15 protein-coding genes are annotated in these 17,852 nt (G+C 46.9%); 13 read left to right on the top strand and 2 right to left on the bottom strand.

Features of this window, described 5'->3' with window-relative positions; translation table 11 throughout:
- Window positions 1-83 precede the first annotated feature (83 nt).
- The 5 genes from folP to LHUE1_RS00335 are packed head-to-tail and all read left to right on the top strand — an operon-like array spanning window position 84 to window position 3,725.
- Window positions 84-917, top strand: coding sequence for a dihydropteroate synthase (folP, locus tag LHUE1_RS00355; protein WP_049172521.1), 834 nt, complete (start codon window positions 84-86; stop codon window positions 915-917).
- A gap of 1 nt (window position 918) precedes the next feature.
- The gene (gene folB / locus LHUE1_RS00350; RefSeq protein WP_217774524.1) at window positions 919-1,284 is read left to right on the top strand and encodes a dihydroneopterin aldolase; all 366 of its coding nucleotides are present in this window, start codon (window positions 919-921) and stop codon (window positions 1,282-1,284) included.
- Window positions 1,281-1,778, top strand: a complete 498-nt coding sequence (folK, locus tag LHUE1_RS00345; protein ID WP_049172524.1) for a 2-amino-4-hydroxy-6-hydroxymethyldihydropteridine diphosphokinase — start codon at window positions 1,281-1,283, stop codon at window positions 1,776-1,778. The genes folB and folK overlap by 4 nt, the downstream gene beginning before the upstream one ends.
- Before the next feature lie 12 nt (window positions 1,779-1,790).
- Entirely contained in the window at window positions 1,791-2,363 is a 573-nt protein-coding gene (gene folE, locus LHUE1_RS00340; protein ID WP_049172527.1) for a GTP cyclohydrolase I FolE, read from the top strand.
- 9 nt (window positions 2,364-2,372) lie between these two features.
- Window positions 2,373-3,725: a bifunctional folylpolyglutamate synthase/dihydrofolate synthase gene (locus LHUE1_RS00335; RefSeq protein ID WP_049172529.1), complete on the top strand. Its 1,353-nt coding sequence runs from the start codon at window positions 2,373-2,375 to the stop codon at window positions 3,723-3,725.
- 139 nt (window positions 3,726-3,864) lie between these two features.
- Here LHUE1_RS00335 and LHUE1_RS00330 read toward each other — a convergent pair whose 3' ends face one another.
- Entirely contained in the window at window positions 3,865-4,197 is a 333-nt protein-coding gene (locus LHUE1_RS00330; RefSeq protein WP_049172531.1) for a helix-turn-helix domain-containing protein, read from the bottom strand.
- A 911-nt stretch (window positions 4,198-5,108) separates the two neighbouring features.
- Here LHUE1_RS00330 and LHUE1_RS00325 point away from each other — a divergent pair.
- Window positions 5,109-8,585 carry a LysM peptidoglycan-binding domain-containing protein gene (locus tag LHUE1_RS00325; RefSeq protein WP_277848144.1) on the top strand — a complete coding sequence of 1,159 codons (3,477 nt, stop codon included), beginning with the start codon at window positions 5,109-5,111 and terminating at the stop codon, window positions 8,583-8,585.
- 136 nt (window positions 8,586-8,721) lie between these two features.
- Here LHUE1_RS00325 and LHUE1_RS00320 read toward each other — a convergent pair whose 3' ends face one another.
- Entirely contained in the window at window positions 8,722-9,477 is a 756-nt protein-coding gene (locus LHUE1_RS00320) for a matrixin family metalloprotease (RefSeq protein ID WP_049172535.1), read from the bottom strand.
- Between the two features lie 202 nt (window positions 9,478-9,679).
- On the opposite strand from LHUE1_RS00320, the gene LHUE1_RS00315 reads away from it, so the two are divergent.
- The 7 genes from LHUE1_RS00315 (at window position 9,680) to LHUE1_RS00285 (ending at window position 17,800) form a co-directional block, all read left to right on the top strand.
- A complete protein-coding gene (locus LHUE1_RS00315) occupies window positions 9,680-10,525 on the top strand; it encodes a phosphotransferase (RefSeq protein ID WP_049172537.1) in 846 nt (281 codons plus the stop codon).
- A 96-nt stretch (window positions 10,526-10,621) separates the two neighbouring features.
- On the top strand, window positions 10,622-10,789 hold the full coding sequence (locus tag LHUE1_RS00310) for a hypothetical protein (protein WP_277848143.1): 168 nt from the start codon (window positions 10,622-10,624) through the stop codon (window positions 10,787-10,789).
- A 130-nt stretch (window positions 10,790-10,919) separates the two neighbouring features.
- On the top strand, window positions 10,920-11,318 hold the full coding sequence (locus LHUE1_RS00305; RefSeq protein ID WP_049172623.1) for an iron-sulfur cluster biosynthesis family protein: 399 nt from the start codon (window positions 10,920-10,922) through the stop codon (window positions 11,316-11,318).
- A gap of 424 nt (window positions 11,319-11,742) precedes the next feature.
- Window positions 11,743-13,347 carry an ATP-binding cassette domain-containing protein gene (locus tag LHUE1_RS00300; protein WP_049172539.1) on the top strand — a complete coding sequence of 535 codons (1,605 nt, stop codon included), beginning with the start codon at window positions 11,743-11,745 and terminating at the stop codon, window positions 13,345-13,347.
- Window positions 13,340-14,998: an ATP-binding cassette domain-containing protein gene (locus tag LHUE1_RS00295; protein ID WP_049172541.1), complete on the top strand. Its 1,659-nt coding sequence runs from the start codon at window positions 13,340-13,342 to the stop codon at window positions 14,996-14,998. The genes LHUE1_RS00300 and LHUE1_RS00295 overlap by 8 nt, the downstream gene beginning before the upstream one ends.
- Before the next feature lie 171 nt (window positions 14,999-15,169).
- Complete coding sequence (locus LHUE1_RS00290; protein ID WP_010491405.1) at window positions 15,170-15,433, top strand: hypothetical protein; 264 nt, start codon at window positions 15,170-15,172, stop codon at window positions 15,431-15,433.
- A gap of 696 nt (window positions 15,434-16,129) precedes the next feature.
- A complete protein-coding gene (locus LHUE1_RS00285) occupies window positions 16,130-17,800 on the top strand; it encodes a peptide ABC transporter substrate-binding protein (RefSeq protein ID WP_049172543.1) in 1,671 nt (556 codons plus the stop codon).
- Window positions 17,801-17,852: the final 52 nt, after the last annotated feature.

Here is a 17,852-nt window from a genome sequence, read left to right as displayed (position 1 = left end):
TTACACCGATCACCATTGCAATTTCGTTCCAGAATTATGGCACACGTCCTGATCAATCCATATGGGTCTCAAAGGAGTTTACGATGAAACCAGATTATTTTACTGCGAACAGCTTCAAACTGCCGCTTGATGGCACGACGAAGGTTATGGGAATTGTTAATGTCACGCCGGATTCTTTTTATGATGGCGGGAAGTATGAAAGCACTGAGTTGGCGGTTGAACATGCCTTATCTTTGGTGGCGCAAGGCGCTGACATGATCGACATTGGCGGGCAGACAACGAAGCCCGGAAGCCAGCCGATTAGCGCAGAAACCGAATTGGCGCGTATTTTACCGGTGATTTCGGCGTTAAAAGGGAAGCTGGACGTTCCGATTTCCGTGGACACTTATAAGCCGCAAGTGGTCGAGGGTGTGATCAAGGCTGGCGTCGATGTGATCAACTTGATTTTTCAGGATGAGGCATCCGAAAAGGTCATCCTTGACATGCTTGCGGATACTTCGATGGGGTTGGTGCTTGCTCACAGTTCATTCCCGAGAATGTTGGATCCTGACCGAGCGCTTGAGCAGTTGAAAGACTTTTTCAATGCGCAACAACAGCTTTTGCAAGGATATGGCATTGGGGCCGAGCGGGTTTTGTTTGATCCGGCACTTGGCTATGCCTATGGACTGGATTTGGCCGGGAATTTGAAAGTCATCAACGAATCCAAGACGTTAAGTGATGATTTTCCAATGCTCTATGGCTATTCCCAAAAACAGTTTATCGGCGATTTAACCGAAAATATCGCTCCCGGGCGATTGGCGGGTACGCAGGCTATCACGGCGCACTTGGCGTCTCAAGGCGTGGACTTTGTGCGGGTGCATGAAGTGGCAGAGGCCAAGCAGCTTTTGACCATGCTGAATCAGATTTGGAGGGCTTAGGATGACAGTTGTGATCAGGCTCAATTCGGCAAAATTCCATGCGCACATTGGCGTTTATCCGGAAGAACGCACTATCGGCCAAGATATCGCGATATCGGCGGAAATCACGCTGAAGTTAACGGATCTTGCGATTTTAAAAGCTGACGAGTTAGCCAATACCATCAGCTATGGCGAGGTTTATAAAATTATCGCGCATGAGGTTTCTTTGTCGCAGGACAAGTTGCTGGAGACGTTGGGCGTCAGAATCGTTGAAGCGCTGCAGGCCCGATTTGCGGATAAATTCAGTTCGCTGACACTGTCGATTAAGAAAATCGCCCTTCCAATTAACGGCATCGTTGATAATGCGGAGGTGTGCATCACCATATGAGCGCTGGTTTGAAGCATACGGCTTTTATTGGCCTTGGCAGCAACCTCGGCGATTCCCTGCAAACGGTCGGGGCGGCGGTGGATGTGATTGACGCGGATCCGCAAATTGAAGTTACCGGCCGCTCTTCGTGGTATGATACCAGCCCCGTTGGTTATGAAGCGCAAGCGAATTTTGTTAATGGTGTCATCAAAATTGAGACCAGTTACACACCGCTCGAGCTACTGGATGCCTTAAATCAAATTGAAAAAAGATTCAAACGCGAGCGCACGATCCATTGGGGGCCACGGACATTGGATTTGGACATTGAACTTTATGATGAGGAGACGATCCGAACTTCGCGCCTCGAGATTCCTCACCATGAAATGTTTAATCGGTTGTTTGTTCTAGAGCCACTTGAAGAAGTTTACGATGGGAACGCTGAAACGGCCCGTCGCATACATGATGCCATCACGAAGATTCAGGGGACACAGCAGATTAGAAAAATAGAGAATTAAAGAGGTGCTCACATGAAGCCGTTTGATCGGGCGTTAATTGAAACGAGCGTACGCAATATTTTAATTGCGATTGGGGATGACCCTGATAGGGAGGGCTTAAAGGAAACACCTGCACGAGTTGCGAGCGCCTATGAAGAAATGTTTTCGTCGCTGCATCAGAAAGCTTTCACCGAAAGCAAAGTCTTCAACAGTTCCCTGGCGAATGATGGGGAATTGGTGGTTGTCGCTGATATTCCGTTTTATTCGATGTGTGAACACCATTTACTTCCTTTTTTCGGCAGTGTCTCGGTTGGCTACATGCCGAAGAATGGCCGGATTATTGGACTTAGCAAAATTCCCAGACTCGTCGACTATGTTGCCAAAAAGCCTAACGTGCAGGAAAACCTGACCAGTCAAATTGGCTTGGAGCTGCAAAAATTAGTCGATCCACAAGGCGTAGCGGTGGTCGTGAAGGCCCGGCATATGTGCACCGAAATGCGTGGCATCAAGAAGGCGAACAGTCACACGCTCACGTCCTTCTTCTCTGGCGCGTTTAAAAATAAGGACAACCGAATGGAATTCTTGCAGGAAATCAAAAATCAATGAGGTGACCTCATGACTGAGCATGATAGCTATCGTAAGTTTTTAGCGCGTATTCCCCGCGTGATGCTGTATGATGATTCCTTGAACCGGGTTGATTTGCTTAGAAGGATTTTGAAGCAGTTGGGAAGCCCGGATATGACGTTTCCTACTATTCATATCTGCGGTACGAATGGCAAAGGTTCAACGTCAACCATGATTGCCCAGATACTGCAGAATGAGGGGTATCGGGTCGGCCTGTTTACGAGTCCATCGCTTCTTGATGAGCGTGAGGATATTCAATACAATCGGCGGATGATTGCTGAAGATGAGTTTCTCGCTGCGTACGAAGTTTTGATTCAGGGAATGGCTGGGATGAATCTGACGCAGGCTGACATCTCTTTTTTTGAAACGTGGTATTTGGTGGCGATTATCTTTTTTGCGCAGAAGCGCGTTGACTATGCCGTTATCGAATGCGGGTTGGGTGGCGAACTTGATGCGACGAATGCAACGAGCAATGTCAAATTCGCTGTCTTCACCAAAATTGCGCTCGACCACATGAAAATTCTCGGCAACACAATTGAAGCAATTGCGACTGCCAAGTCCAAAATTATTAAGTCGGATTCGATGATCGTGATCGATTATCCTGCGCAGGCATCTGTTGCTCATGATATCATCGCAAAGCGTGCAGAAGAACAGCACGCAAAGTTGTGGGTGGATCAGAATTTCGAAATCAACCTAGTTTCCAGTGATCTAACGTCTAATTTAATTGATGTTCGCCTCAATGATCACTGGCATCGCGCCTTAAAGTTCTCGTTGGCGGGAAAATATCAAATCAACAATCTTGCGACGGTGCTTAAATGGTGCAGCGCCTTTAATGCAAGTGAACCGTGCAAAATTAAGGACGACTCGATTGTAGCGATGATCAACTCAGTGGCATTTCCAGGCAGAATGGAGGAGCTTTCCAGCAAGCCCACGCTCGTCATTGATGGCGCGCATAATGTTAACGGGATTGATGCGTTGGTTAAGACGCTTCTGGCAGCCGTCCCCAACCGCAAGTTGACGGTTCTCGTTGGTTTCTTGTGCGACAAACAAGTTGCGTTGTGTGTGGACAGGCTGCTTGATTTACCTCATGCGACTTTTGTGGTCTCAACGCCAGACAACCCGGAGCGCGCAATGTCTTCTGATGAGTTGTATCGTATTTTTGACGAGAATGACAAAATGCGTCAGGATCATGAGGTTTACAACGCACCCAACGCAAGTGCCGCAGTTGACTATATAAGTGCGAATGCTGATGACGAGATGGTCTATATTGCAGTGGGATCGTTTTACTTTATTAACCAAGTTAAGATGCGGTGGGATTCACGTGGCGCCCGAACAGTTCTGTGACATGAATGCTTTCTGCCAAAAAAGGAGCGCTAAGTCATGACGCTAGCAACGGTTGTTGTTGCTGCGATGACTTAGCGCTTTTTTGAATGGATTGGTATCTGGAAAATATGAATATTTTCAAATGTTTTAAAAACCGTCATCATGAATGTTTGCCTGACGGGTTAATAATCGAATCAACAATTTTCTGCAAAGCAGTGAGGATATCCGGATCTTGGATTAAAGCAATTGAAGAAGCAAGTCGGGTTGCCTGATTTTCGTCATCGCCAAACGTGAAGAACTCTTGGTAAGTGACACCCAGGCCGTTAATAATCCGGTCTAAGGTACCCATTCGAATATCACCGCGACTGCCGCGTTCAATTCTGGCCAGCATGGAAACATCCATGTTGGCTTTTTCGGCTAACTGCTCTTGGGTCATCGCTTTGCTGAGTCTTAATTCGTGGATCCGTTTTGCAACTCTTTCTTGTAGTGGCAACCTTTAACCCCCTATTTGGCTCGCTCATTACATCAACGCTACCTGACTCCGGATTGAAGGATTAGTGCTGGTTGGCACATATTTAAAAAATAAATAGACTTATTAGACCATAAAGACGTATAATAACGATTGTGATGAGAAACCATCACGAAGCGTTTGACCTGGTTATGGATACAATATTTAACCAAAAAATCATACTTTGAAGCTGTATTTTGCATGTTAATCATGCGTGGGGCAGGTTAACATGCTGCTGGGATAGTAGTGGGTACTTCCATTTGGTGGTGGTTAATGGCAACGATTTTAGTCAACAGGGGGTTGACGATTGTTGCGTTGCTTTTGGTCACTAAACATAAATAAAATCTCATTTACTGGAAAATAACATCGCTTGGGGCGAATGTTGCCTACCGTTTATGAGGCGCTCATCAAATAATTTATAAAAAAGGGGGGTTAATAGAGGTAATCCGTCAGGTCATTTTAGCTGACATAATCAAGTTAAATCGCTTAAGGTCGGATCGGTCTCTTTAACCATTTATGTTGGCCACTATTTTTGCGAATACTGATTAGTCATTCTTAAAAAGAGCCTTATGCATCATTAGGCTGAGTGTTGGCCAACATCAAGATGTTTGACAGGGCTATGTGTTTTTACTTATAAAAGATACCTCGTCAATCATCATCAAGAGGCTTGGACTCGTTGTCTCAAGCCTTTTTATTTTGCATTGCTAAATTAAAAGAAGTTTGCACAAGCATGACCGGATACACTAGGTAGAAAAAGTAGCATTAGCCTTTTTGACAAATTTACAAATAATTTTCATAAATTTTGTTTTGTAAATGCTATCATGTTCTTGGTCACAGGGGTTGGTTAACGTGACCGTATATGTTTCATAAAACATTAAGATATGGAGGAGCAAGAAATGGGAAGACAGCAACGGTTTTTGGCAGCAGTGGGGGATCGCGCACATAAAGTCACCTTGGTTCACAGCAAACATCATGGCTGGTTAGCAGTTGGCTTGACGGCTTTTGCATTGGGGGTTACTGGTGTTGGCTTATCGAATCAAGGGCAAGTCGTACATGCCAGTGAGCAACAGCCTTCCGCGCAACAAACGCAAACAAATAATGTCCGGGTTTGGAAGTTGCGGCCTGTTAGTGAAATCGAGGCGCAACTCAAGGCTTCAGGCAACACGGTTTATGATATTCAGTGGGGCGATACCCTTTCAACCATCAGCGAGGCCATGAACAACAGTGGTTACACGACCTCAGTTGAGCGACTGGCAGCGATTAACCGAATTGCAAATGTTGACCTGATTTATGCTGGCGCTAAGTTAGCTTTACAAGGTAATGGCGCAAACGCAACCGTCACCACACAAAATGCGGCAGGAACGAATCAGACCTTTAACTTAAATCCAGCGAAACCGGCGATCGCAAGTGGCGCACAACAGTCGGAAACAAGATACACTGTTGTTGGCGGATCGAACGGCTCATCCCCGACTGGAACCACGAACTTAGCTGATTCTGGACAATCAGGGAACACGACAACGACGCCTAATTCGACTGGCAATGGAGAAACGCCAACAGATGACGCTGCAGCCAAAAAGGCACTAGAAGAGGCAGCGGCAGCCAAAGCAAAAGCCGAAGCTGAAAAGGCGGCTGCAGAAAAAGCCAAGGCAGAAGCAGAAGCTAAATTAACCGCTCTGCTCAATGAAGAGAACAATCAGACGCTAACGTCGCTACAGTCCAAGCGCACGGCAGCACAAACCGCGGTTGATGCTGCGAAGGCTAAAGTCGATGCAACCCAAAACAAGTTGAAAAACGCCCAAGCTGCGGCCAAGCAAGCCCAAGCTGCTTTTGATCAGGCTAATGCTGCCGTGACCGCGAAGCAGAACGAGGTTGATCAGGCAAATTCAGCTGTCAAGGATCTAACCGACCAGATCACGAGTCTCCAAACACAGCTGAATACATTGGCGGGTCAGGTCAAAAACGATCCAACGTCACAAGCCCAAGTTGTCGATGTTAAGGCTAAACTCGCAGTTGCTCAAGAAAAGATCACGGTCTATGAAGGCCAGTTAGCTGATGCAAAGAGTGCATTAACGCAAGCGCAACAGGCAGCGAGTCAAGCCAACCAAAATCTGACGACGGCTAATCAGAATCTGACAGCTGTCGACAATGAAGCAAAGGCCGCTCAAAATGAGTTTAATCAAGCGCAGACAACATTACAAAGTTTGCCAACCTCAGTCACAAGTGCCGATAGTCAGGCGGCCAACACTGTTAAACAGCATTTAGCTGATTTGAATACTAAATTAGATCAACTGAATCAAACAATTGCCGGTTTGAACGAGAAGATCGCAGCTTGGCAGCAACAGTTAGCAACGGCGCAAACCAATGTTGATACGGCAAATGCCAATATCGCGAAGACGAAAGATCAAACGGCTAAAGTCGATGCCACCGATCATAATGGCACTTTGGCAGAAGGCCAGAAGACAGTGGCTGAAGTTCAAAAGACAGTGCCAACTATTCATGTACCACATGACACTGAAAAGAATGTCACGATTAACCAAGATGAAAGTGGCCAAACAATCACTAATTTAGATGGTTATAAATTAGTGAAGACAGGGACACCGGTTAAATCTGTCCAAACACTTGCTAATGGTGATACGATCACCACTTATACGACAATGAATACTTATCACAAGGTTGTTCACACGACCGTTAATAAGACGGTGAACGTCGATGAGGCTGGTCATACTTTGACCAATGTCGATGGCTATACACAAGTTTCCATTTCGAAGCAGGTTGCTGATGACACTGATCCAAAAACTGGCGACGTCACTACGACCGTTACCGTTACGACTGTTTGGAGAAAGACGAATGCCACTCCAACTCATCAAACAGTTAACAAAACCGTGAACGTGGACGAAAAGGGTAATGTCTTAACGGATACAACGGGTTATACGCAAGTGTCCATTTCAAGGCAGGTTGCTGATGACACTGATCCAAATACCGGTGAGGTCACCACCACCGTTACCACCACGATTGTTTGGAGAAAGACGAATACGGCCCCGACTCATCAGACCGTCAACAAGACCGTGAATGTGGACGAAAAGGGTAATGTCTTAACGGATACAACGGGCTATACACAAGTCTCCAGTTCTAAGAGCTCGTCTGATACAACCGATCCAACAACAGGAAATGTTACCACCACCATTACGACAACGGTTGTTTGGAAGAAGAATGAAACAACACCAACGCATTTTATCCGTAATGTCATGGTAAATGTTGATGAGACTGGCAAGGTTTTGACAAATACTGATAATTACGAACAAGTTAGTCGGTCAGTTCAGGTTTCAGAGGATACCGATCCAAAATCTGGAAATGTGACGACCACATACACAATCACCATTGTTTGGGAAAAGAGCACAGACCCGGGAATGACGATTACCAACAGCTTCGTCAATAAAGACGACGAGGGAAATGTATTAACCTCAACTGACGGTTATCGTCTCATCGGCTCATCAACAAGTACGAGCACGCTTACTCTCGGTAATTGGACCAGGAAGATGGTTACTGTAACTTATGTTTACCACAAGCCGCGAGCCAAGACCGTTAATAAAGAAGTTGACGTGGATGAAGGCGGTTATACGTTAACCAATACCACTGGTTATACAAAGGTTTCCTCAACGCCAACCTCGGTCACTACCACTGATCCTAACAATGGGGATACGGTGACAACGATTACCACAACCAATGTTTGGCGAAATGTTGCGGCTGCCGGGACTATTATTGGCAAAATCAAGAGTGTCAACGATGCAGTGACAACCCTCATTCAAGATCAAGTCAAAGTCAAGGATGAGCGAGTATCTGTTGAGCAGGGACAAGAGTATACGGACAATGACTTAACAATGGCCGTGGCAAAGAAATTCAACGTTTTGGTAAACGGTGAACAGGCACGAACAGGCCACGTACAAACAACCCTGACCACCTATCAAAAAGCCTATGAAACTGTGGCACAGCGGGCAGTCGAGGTCATGTACAAGTTTGCGCATGTTCGTCCAACCAATCCTGCGCCATCAGGTACTCAGGCTGTTAGCTATGCTGATGGTGAAGGTTATATGCAACTGAACACCGAAAATATTTCGACTTCTTCTATTCTTAAGTCAGACGTCGATGGGAATGCCGATAAGCTGAGTACGTTGATTGCCAACGCCATGTTCAAGCAGTACATCATTGATGAACGTCCTGAAAACAATAATGGGCAGACAGGTGGTCACTATCAAAACATCATTAATTCTAACTACAAGAACATCGTCATTGGGATCTATGTGACCGACAACGGTTTCTACTACGCTGCTTCGTCTACTGTTGCGACAGGTGATGACAGTGTCTACAGGGGTTAATGGATTGTTGTAGAGATGTTTGTTTTTAAAAGATGCTCTGATGAAAGGCTTCTGTCTTAGCATCCCTGAAATTATAAAAAGGCAATGCCGCCAGCTGGAAAAGCCGGTGACGTTGCCTTTTTTGACCCATTCTTTTTCATGGCCCATATATCGCCTTCAACCCAGCAATATCACCGCTTGAGAGTTGCGTGACCCCGCGCGTGATCGGGTACATTACCGAGTCGAGGGACTTGCTGTGATCTAAGCCGAGCGCGTGGCCCAATTCGTGCATGGCAACGGCTTCGTTGATGGATTGGGCCGGATAGGTGAGATTGAGACTGGCGCGGGCATGGTTGATGACCGTGACCTGCGTACCCATGGTTTCAACAATGATGGTCGGGCCGCCTTCGCCAAGTTCGGTGGCACCGAGGTCTTGTTCGCTCATGCCTTTTTGGTAACTTGAAAAGGTAATTTGGTTATCATTCTTTTGACCCTTGCCAGGGATGAGTTTGACGATGCCGGTTGCGTTATAGGCGCGGACAGCTTCGTTGAAAACGTTGTGTTCTGACTGCGGCAAGTTGGCGTCAAAGTGATAGAAATAAGTTTTTCTGAGGTGACGGCCTTGAACGATATTTAAGGCAGGGGTGGTGTCGGCTGAGGTACTGGTCGAAGTGGCTGATTGGCTGGTGTTGCTGGCTATCAGGCTACCAGATGAGGCTTGGCTGGCCTGGTTAGCTTGATTATTGTCATTCAACCATCCAGAGACCGTGCGTGTGGCGGTGTTCCAGACTTGGGCGATGCCGTTTTTGACAGTTTCGCGCGTCGCAATTGGCAGCGGACTCTCTGTGCTATAAATTAAGAAGACTCCCGCCACAAGCACGATCACCCAGAATAAGCGGTTGCGGTGTTTCATGGATGGCCTCGTTTCTAAAAGAAGTTTGCCGAAGATCTACTGTTATTCTATGCTAATTTGGAAGACTTGTCGTGAAGCTTTAGGCTGATGTTTGAAAGACATTTCGATTGGCAAGTGGTGGGACGATCATACCTGATAACGGCTTATTCGTCATGGGAAAAGCTCCGCCACGGCCATTAGCAGAAATGTATGGAGGAGAATCATGAGTGATTTGGATCGGATTGTAAATGCTTATGACCTTGGACAAATCAAAAGAGTGGCGCCGATGACCAATGGAAAAAGTGGTCGTGCGTGGCGTGTAGAGACTGATGCGTCCACTGTTTTGGTGAAGACGGTTGCCGATACCGCCCGCGCTTCTCTCGAATTTGCCTTGACACAGGCGATTCAGGAAGAAGACCGCGATGTAACGCCAGCAATTTTGTCGACCACAGAGGGACACCCGTTTGTGATGGTAGATCACCAGGTCTATCGCGTCCAGAATTATTGGCAACAAGCCGCGACAAAACCGTCATTAGCTGCAACGTTAGCATGTTACCGAAAGATTCGAGTTGCACTGGATCGGTTTGAATATGCTTGGTCGACTGACGATTCCCAGTCGTTGGATCGACTTTGGGAGAGTCAGCGAGCTAGCTTAGCCCAAAATTGGCCCGGCATTTATGAACAACTGACACCGATGATCACGCAACTCGAAACAATTGACCGCCAGCAGGGAACGTGGGTGCATGGCGATCTCGGTCGTTGGAATTTACTTTCGCTGGCCAACGAAAAAGTTGCGATTATCGATTTTGGCGAGGCACGTCGCGGCCCTCGGTTTCTGGACTTTGCCGCACTCTTTGATAGCTTCATGCCGCGAGAAAAGAATGCAGTCAAGGTGTACAAGGATCGTTTTTGCGACTTGGCGGGGATCGAGGAGCAGGATCAGCACATCTTTTTGGCGACTGTTCAGTTGTGGCTAGTAAAGGGGATGTTAGTTGCAGTGGAGAAAGCGCCGGAACATGTTCAAAATTTTTGGGATCGAGTGCAGTTGGTTGGTAACTTATCATCATGATTGCAAAAGAGTTCCATGCCATCTCGTGATGTTGCATAATGAGAGTTGTCAAGTAAAGAGACACTTCATATCGCGAAGTTAAAGGAGATAGGCAACATGGCCGAGGCAGATAACGAGAAAAGAATTGAAAATGCAGTTAACAGTCATACAGATGCCGATACAGAAACTGTTAATGTGCGGATGATCAATGCTACACAACACGTTCCCATTCAAGAACTCCATTCGTTGCAAGAATTTGAGGATCTTTATCGCGATGAAGACTGAGCGTGCCAAAGGAGTTCTCATTAATGCAGCGGGTGCTCAACGATAATACAAGGTAATTAACCGCGCACAATTGATTTTGTCCCGCATAAGTGTCACACTAAAAGTAAGTAACAGGAAAGGTGACGGTATGATGGCATCGATTAAGTTATCGCAGTCGTTTGTTGACTTGATGAAGAAGAAGCATTTTGATCAGAAGGTTTTGCTGTTGATTGCCGATGACGGCGGCGGGCGGTATTCGTTACAAGGCGGTGCCTGCAGCATCGGCACGAAGTTTACCTTGATTGTGCTCGATCAGCCGGATCCGGATTATCAAGTGAAGTTGGACAATGACGCCGGTTTGAAGCTGTACACTTCGGACTATGACATGATTTTCTTTGCCAGCGGTTTGGCCATGGACTTTAAAAACGGCGCCATCAGTATCAAAGATGACGCGCATGCTTATTTAGACGGCAGCGTTCGCATTGCAAAGGGGTCAGATGTGTTAGCGGCATTCAAAAAGGGCATCCTGATGAGCGGCGCGACTTGCTGAGTCAAAGCAAGTTATAATTTGTTTGGTAACTGAATTTTTAAAATAATCGGCACTAGTAGCGGATCAATTTTTGGCGCTAGTGCCTTTTTTGTTAACTCGATGAAAAATTAAAAAAACACAGATATAATTCATTGATTTTTCAGGAACCACCTGTTATGCTAACGCTATCAAAACCGAAATCGAACGGAGGCATCCTAACATGCGGATCAAAGACCGATTTACCCCATCAAAATTGAATGCAGGGGCTGCGATTGGTGCAGGGTTCTTTGGTGTGCGTCGCGGATGAGCTTCTAGTCGGATCAAATAGGATGTATTAAAAGGACGGCTGAGGAGGCCGTCTTTTTGTGCATACGTTCATGTTTGTGACAACGTAGTCCCCAAAATTTTGACTGGATTCTCCAGTCACGACGAGGAGACGATTTCAATGCAAACAATTTTTCAAATCGGTTCAATTAAAAAACGGTGGTTAGTAGGGTTGCTTGGCTTGCGGGTCGCGGTTGATGGCTTCAACGTCGCCATTTCCATGTTGATTCAGCTAGGATTAACTGCGGCGCTGGCCGGTCAGGTTGGCTTGTTGCTGGGTATTTTTGGTGGGATGCTCGGTGCATCGGTTGTTTATACGGGTGTTTACTGGTTATCAGGAGTGGTTGTGGAACGGCTAAAACGGCGCTTGAGCCTAGCCATTGCCACTGCTTTAGTGAGTAGCTTTTTGGCTGGGAAGGCTGATGAGGCACCTGATAGTGGTTTAGCGATGAACTTAATGGTAACTGACACCCAAAATATCATGCAGTTTTTGGATACCGGCGTCTTGCCGCTGGTTGATTTTGGCATCACCGTCATCTTGGGCATCGCGTATGTTGCCACTCAGTCCTGGCAATTAGCAGTCGTTTTTATCCTGATTGGTCTCGGTTTCGCAGTGGTTTCTCGGCAACTTTTTCGCTACCAAAATCGGGCGCAGACAAATTTGATTGGCATTGATGATCGCCATAAAGGCTTCTTCAATGATTTCTTGGCGAATTTTGCGATGGTGCGGAATCTTCATGTTTTTTCGTATATCCAGCAGCGGCATCAGGTTTTTTTCCAGGAGGCAACGCCAAGCCTTATGCAGTTGGCAAGTGCTGCCGGTACCTTGTCCGGTATTTTTAACGGCGGGATCTATTTGGCGGAAGTGTTAACGCTGGTACTGGGATTTACCTTGTTGCCACTGACGCAGCAGTCGGTAGCGAGCGTGTTAGGCGCGTGGAATGCCGGTGTCGGCTCGATTTTGTGGCCGTTTTTAGGGTTAGCACCGACAATTGCGTATCTTGCCCAACAGAAAACGTCGCTACAACGCATTTTGCCGCGGCTACAGGTCGCGTCTGAAGTTCCGATCACGACTAACACCAAAATAGCGGTGACTCATGATCAGCCCATGACGATTGTCGGCGAGCGGGTGACTTTTCATTACCCGAACAGCTCACGACAGCTGTTGCACAATCTGAATTTTCAGATTGATAATCACGGCATCACTTTTATCATTGGCGCAAACGGTGCTGGAAAAACAACGCTAATGAAGCTGATTTTAGGTGAGTTACTGCCTACTTCCGGACACATCGACATTCGCGGCCGTCCAACTGCCACCTCGCCGTCCGAGTTAGTGGCATTCGTCCCGCAGCGCAGCGTGATGTTCACGGCGTCTGTCGCAGCCAACTTGCTTTTGGTTGAAGATCACTCGTCACAACGGGTCATGCCACTACTACACCAACTTGGGCTTGAAAAATATGCGGATGATGTCGATCAAATATTACATCCCGCGCAACTCTCACCAGGCGAGCAGCGGCGGTTCGGGATCGCGCGTGCGCTGCTTTCGGGGCGGCCTTGGCTGGTTTTGGATGAACCTTTTTCCGATATTGATACGGTGAATCAGGCGATGGTCATGCAGATTCTGCGGCAAGAAGCACGACGACGCGGGATTATCGTGATCACGCATACTTTCGATTTTGTCACGGCCGCCGATCACATCATTAAAGTGGGTGAGCAGCATGACTAAGCTAAAACAAATCTGGCAACTGGTCGGGACGCGGATCGCGCCGCTTTTATGGTTGATTGCCTTAATCTGCGCCGGCTTCGAGTTTGCGTTAGCGCGTATCATTCAAAATGTGACCCAACAAAGCATGTTAACGATCAGATTATTTGTCGTTGCGCTTGGTGCGGCGCTAATGATAGGGCTCGGACGCTGGTTGATTGGGCGGTGGCAGACGCAAGCACAGTATCGGCTGGTCCAGCGACTTCAAACGCAACAAATGGCCGCACTCATGACTGGCCCGGTTGCAACGGACGATCAAACCGGTAGTGAACGACTCAATGGTATGACAACCGAAGCGTCCTTGGCCGCCCCCTTGTTTATTCAGTCGGTAACTGCACTTGCTGTTGGGACCTTTTCGTTCCTTGCCGCCAGCTTATTCGGTTGGTTGAGCTCATGGCTGCTGATGGTCGTGATCGTAGGATTGTGCCTGACTGCCTTATTGATCCCACGCTTCATGGCTGGTCGCTTAACTCAGGCACAGGACACCCAACAAGTCGAAAATGGCCGCATGCAATCAGCTTTATTGGAAGTACTTGCAGGACGAACACTATTAAGAGACTATCAAAGTGAACAGTTTGGTTTACAACTTTTTCGGAAGGCTTACCAAACTTTTGCAGACTCCCAATATCACATGGGCATTCAGCAAACGGGAACCATTGTACTTGGCTTTGCGCTGGGGTTGTTCGTTGACATTGCAATTTTAGGCGTTGAATTGTGGTTTGTCGGTTTCAAAATGATCACGGTCGGTCAATTTGCGGCGTTTGCCATGTTAACACCGAGCTTTACGTGGTTGTTCTACAGCATGCCAGGCCAGTATGCCCAACTTTCACGGCAGGTGGTCGCCGCCAAACGCTTGCTCGCATTAGTGACATTGCCGGAACAAAAACATTCAGATCTAACGCAAAAAGTATCCGGACAGTACACCTCTGCCTCCTCCTTTTCTGGAGAGCAACTGGTTTTACAGGATCTAAGCTACACCTATCCATCTGCGCACCAGCCAGTGTTGCAGCAACTTAATTTAACGATTGATGTTGCGGCCCATGAAAAGATTTTGGTCACGGGCCCAAGTGGCGGCGGGAAGTCGACGTTGATTCAGATTATTTTAGGCTTGCTGATTCCACAAGCCGGCATGATTCAAGGGCAACCGGCAGGCGTAGCTTCGGAGCGACTAGCCGACAAGATTGGTTTTGTTCCGCAAGTCGTGGCGCTGTTTGATGATACCTTGTTACAAAATATCACGCTCGGTCGCCCGGTTACCCAGGCAGCAATTGAAGCGGTGCTCGCCCAAACCGATTTGCAGGCATTCGTTGACCGTCTGCCGCAAGGACTCACCACGCAGCTGCACGGCCAGGCGAAAGCCAATGTGTCGGCAGGTGAATTGCAAAAGATCGGCTTGGCGCGGGCGCTTGTCGCAAAACGGGCGATGTTATTGCTAGACGAACCGTTTGCCAACTTAGATGCCGCGTCGGCAAAAGCACTGAGTCAAGGCTTAAAGTCATTACCAATTGCCATGATGGTTATTTCCCATCGACTGGATATCACGCGGTTTTGGGATCGGGCCTTGCGCCTAGAAAATGGCCGCTTAAACGAAGAAAGTCTCGCTAAGCCAAAATAGTTGGCAACCGCTACTATCTCACGTATAGTAAAAGCGTATTGACGCGATTCCCTGCGCAAAGACTTGGGTGTTGGTTTCGGGCACTGTGACTGGATGAACGGTCGCCGAACTTGAGGCCATTGACACCAATTTCTGAACGTAGCGAATTGCTTATCAGAAAGGGGGAATAAGATGTTTAACTGGTTGATTTTAGGGCACATTATCTTTGGCCTGATCTCATTTGTCGGATCGCTCTTGTTAGCACTGGGGTTCCGCGCTTCATTTGCCAGCCTGACACCGATTCAAAAATGGGGGATTGGCCTTTCGATTGGCGGCCTCTTTGCAACGATGGCATTTGCCATGTTGTCCGCAGCCAACGGGGTATCGGCGTTGCTGTTTATCGGCGCCGGCGCTGCACTTCTGTGGGTATTGATGCATCACCGCGCAGAAGCATAACGTGCGTGTCTGGTTAAACTGAAAACAGTCGGCTGGGAAAGTAAGTCGTCCCGGTTGGCTGTTTTTGTGATTGCAAAATTTAAAATAGTTTCAAATGAATCATATGCGCGCAGTATGTTTTGCCCATTTAACCGTAAACAAATGGTTAATACCAGGAAATGCAGATATGAGTTACGCAGCAAACTTGAATGAAAGCCGGATATCGATCTAGTTTAGAGACGACTGTTTTAATTGAAACTATATTATGGCGTTTCTTTTTCTTCTTCACTTTGCTGCCACGGTCAAGCCATTCCCGAAGCCATTGCCATTATTTTCTTAACAACCACTCAATCACAACGGCAGTTAACCAAAATTAAAATTCTGTGAGTAAGCTAAAACCCCGTAGCCACGCGGCATCACGCCATGAAATCACCAAGTGCCAATCAGGTTTTAAGAAATTACCCGTTGACGAATAATATTTTTAAAAGTATGCTAATGCTAATTTCTTCGAGAGGAGTCAATGTGATGACCCAGTTCAACCAAGTCATGTTCATGTCCATGTGCTGCTGCTATGAACAATATAGCGGTTCTATTTACATGGCTGGATATCGGCTTGGGTGACGGACAAACGTGACTTGAACGAAGGACAAAACTGGCGGTGTATCTAGAATCCTAGATGCACCGCCAGTTTTTATTTTACTTTAGGAGATGGCATGTATGAAGAAGTCCCATTGGCTCACAGCTCTTATTACCGGCGTTGCGCTGGCGACCTTACTTGTCGGTTGCGGCAGTAAAGGTTCTGCATCATCAAGCAGCGCTCAGACGTTGAATTTAACCGAAGAGCTTGATCCGACGACGTTAGATGTGAATGATATGCGCAATACTAACGAGAACGATATTCTTTCAGAAGTTCAAGAAGGCTTGACCACGATTGAATCGAAAAACGGCAAAGATAAAGTCGTTTTAACTGGGGCCAAATCCTACACCAAGTCAGCTGATGGCTTAACGTATACATTCAAGCTGCGCGATGCCAAATGGTCAGACGGCAAGAAAGTCACCGCCCAACAATATGTGGATTCATTCCGCCGGCTTTTGAAAAAGGAGAATGCCTTTTCGCAGGCGACGAATGCTTATTTCATCAAGGGTGCTGAAGCATACAACACTGGTAAAGGCAGTGCTGAGGACTTAGGTGTGAAAGCCTTGAATGCCAAGACGCTCCAGGTTCAGCTCGCTTATGCTTACCCGTCTCTTTTGTCCGACTTTGCATCTGTCACTTATTACCCTGTCCGCCTCGACAAAATTAATAAGGTTGGCAATAAAAAGTGGAAAACGGATGTGAAGGATCAGGTCTTTAACGGCCCATTCAAGCTGACATCTTGGAAAAAGAATGACAAGATCACGCTGAAGAAGAACAACACTTATTGGAATGCCAAAAAGGTGAAGCTGCAAACCATCACCTACACCACGACAAACAAGCCGTCGACTGTGCTTTCGTTAATGCAAAGTGGCCAGTTGGACGCCTTGTCTGCTTCCGGAAAACAGATCAGTGACTTCAACAAATTGGCTAAAAGTAACAAACTGGTCTCGCGAAAACAAGATGGTTCTGGGACGACCGTTTTAATCATGAATCAACACAATGGTGGGACGCAGGGACTTTTCAAAAATACGAAGGTGCGTGAAGCAGTCTCACTTTCGATTAATCGCCAAAGTTACAACAAGGCGGTCAATGACGGCAAAGACCAGCCAACCTATACCATGGTGCCGCAATCGGTGAACGTTGGATCAACAAACTACGGTGAGTATGTCGGTAATCCACTGAAAGATTTACAGGCACAGTACAACACCAAGGCTAAGCGTCAGGCCTTGTTGAAAGAGGGCTTGAAGGAACTGGGTAAGTCAACGGATCTCAGTAAACTGAATTTTGTTTACCTGACTGTCGATGATGATGACACCGGTACTTGGCTGAAACAAGAGCTTGATCAACAGTTAGGCGTCAAAGTCACGATCAAAACTGCCCCCGATGTACCTAGCTTTGTGAAGTCCAGAAATGATAATCAGTATGATTTGCTTGACAATGGCTGGTCAGGAAGCGCCGATCCGAATTCGTATTTGAGCCTGTGGGATTCAAATAACGGCTTCCAGCAATTCTTCGGCGGGTATAACAGCAAGACGTTTGACGATCTCGACGCCAAGTTAAATGCCAATTTAAGTACGAAAGAACGGCTGGCCCTTTATAAGCAACTGGAGACACAACTGGTTGCCAAGGATTTCGGCGTCGTGCCGTTAACCAATTCGGAATCACGTATTTATATCAACAAGTCAGTTAAAAACCTTCAATCAACCGTCTTTGGCGCCACGTTCAACTACACTTATGCGTCAAAAGAATAGCTAGCTAGCCACATTGGCCATAAACACGGCCAATGTACATAAGGTCAATAGG

The organism is Lacticaseibacillus huelsenbergensis (assembly GCF_029726355.1).
GTDB lineage: Bacteria > Bacillota > Bacilli > Lactobacillales > Lactobacillaceae > Lacticaseibacillus > Lacticaseibacillus casei.
The sequence above is the reverse complement of the archived record's forward strand: the minus strand, read 5'-3'. Positions and strand labels throughout refer to the sequence as shown.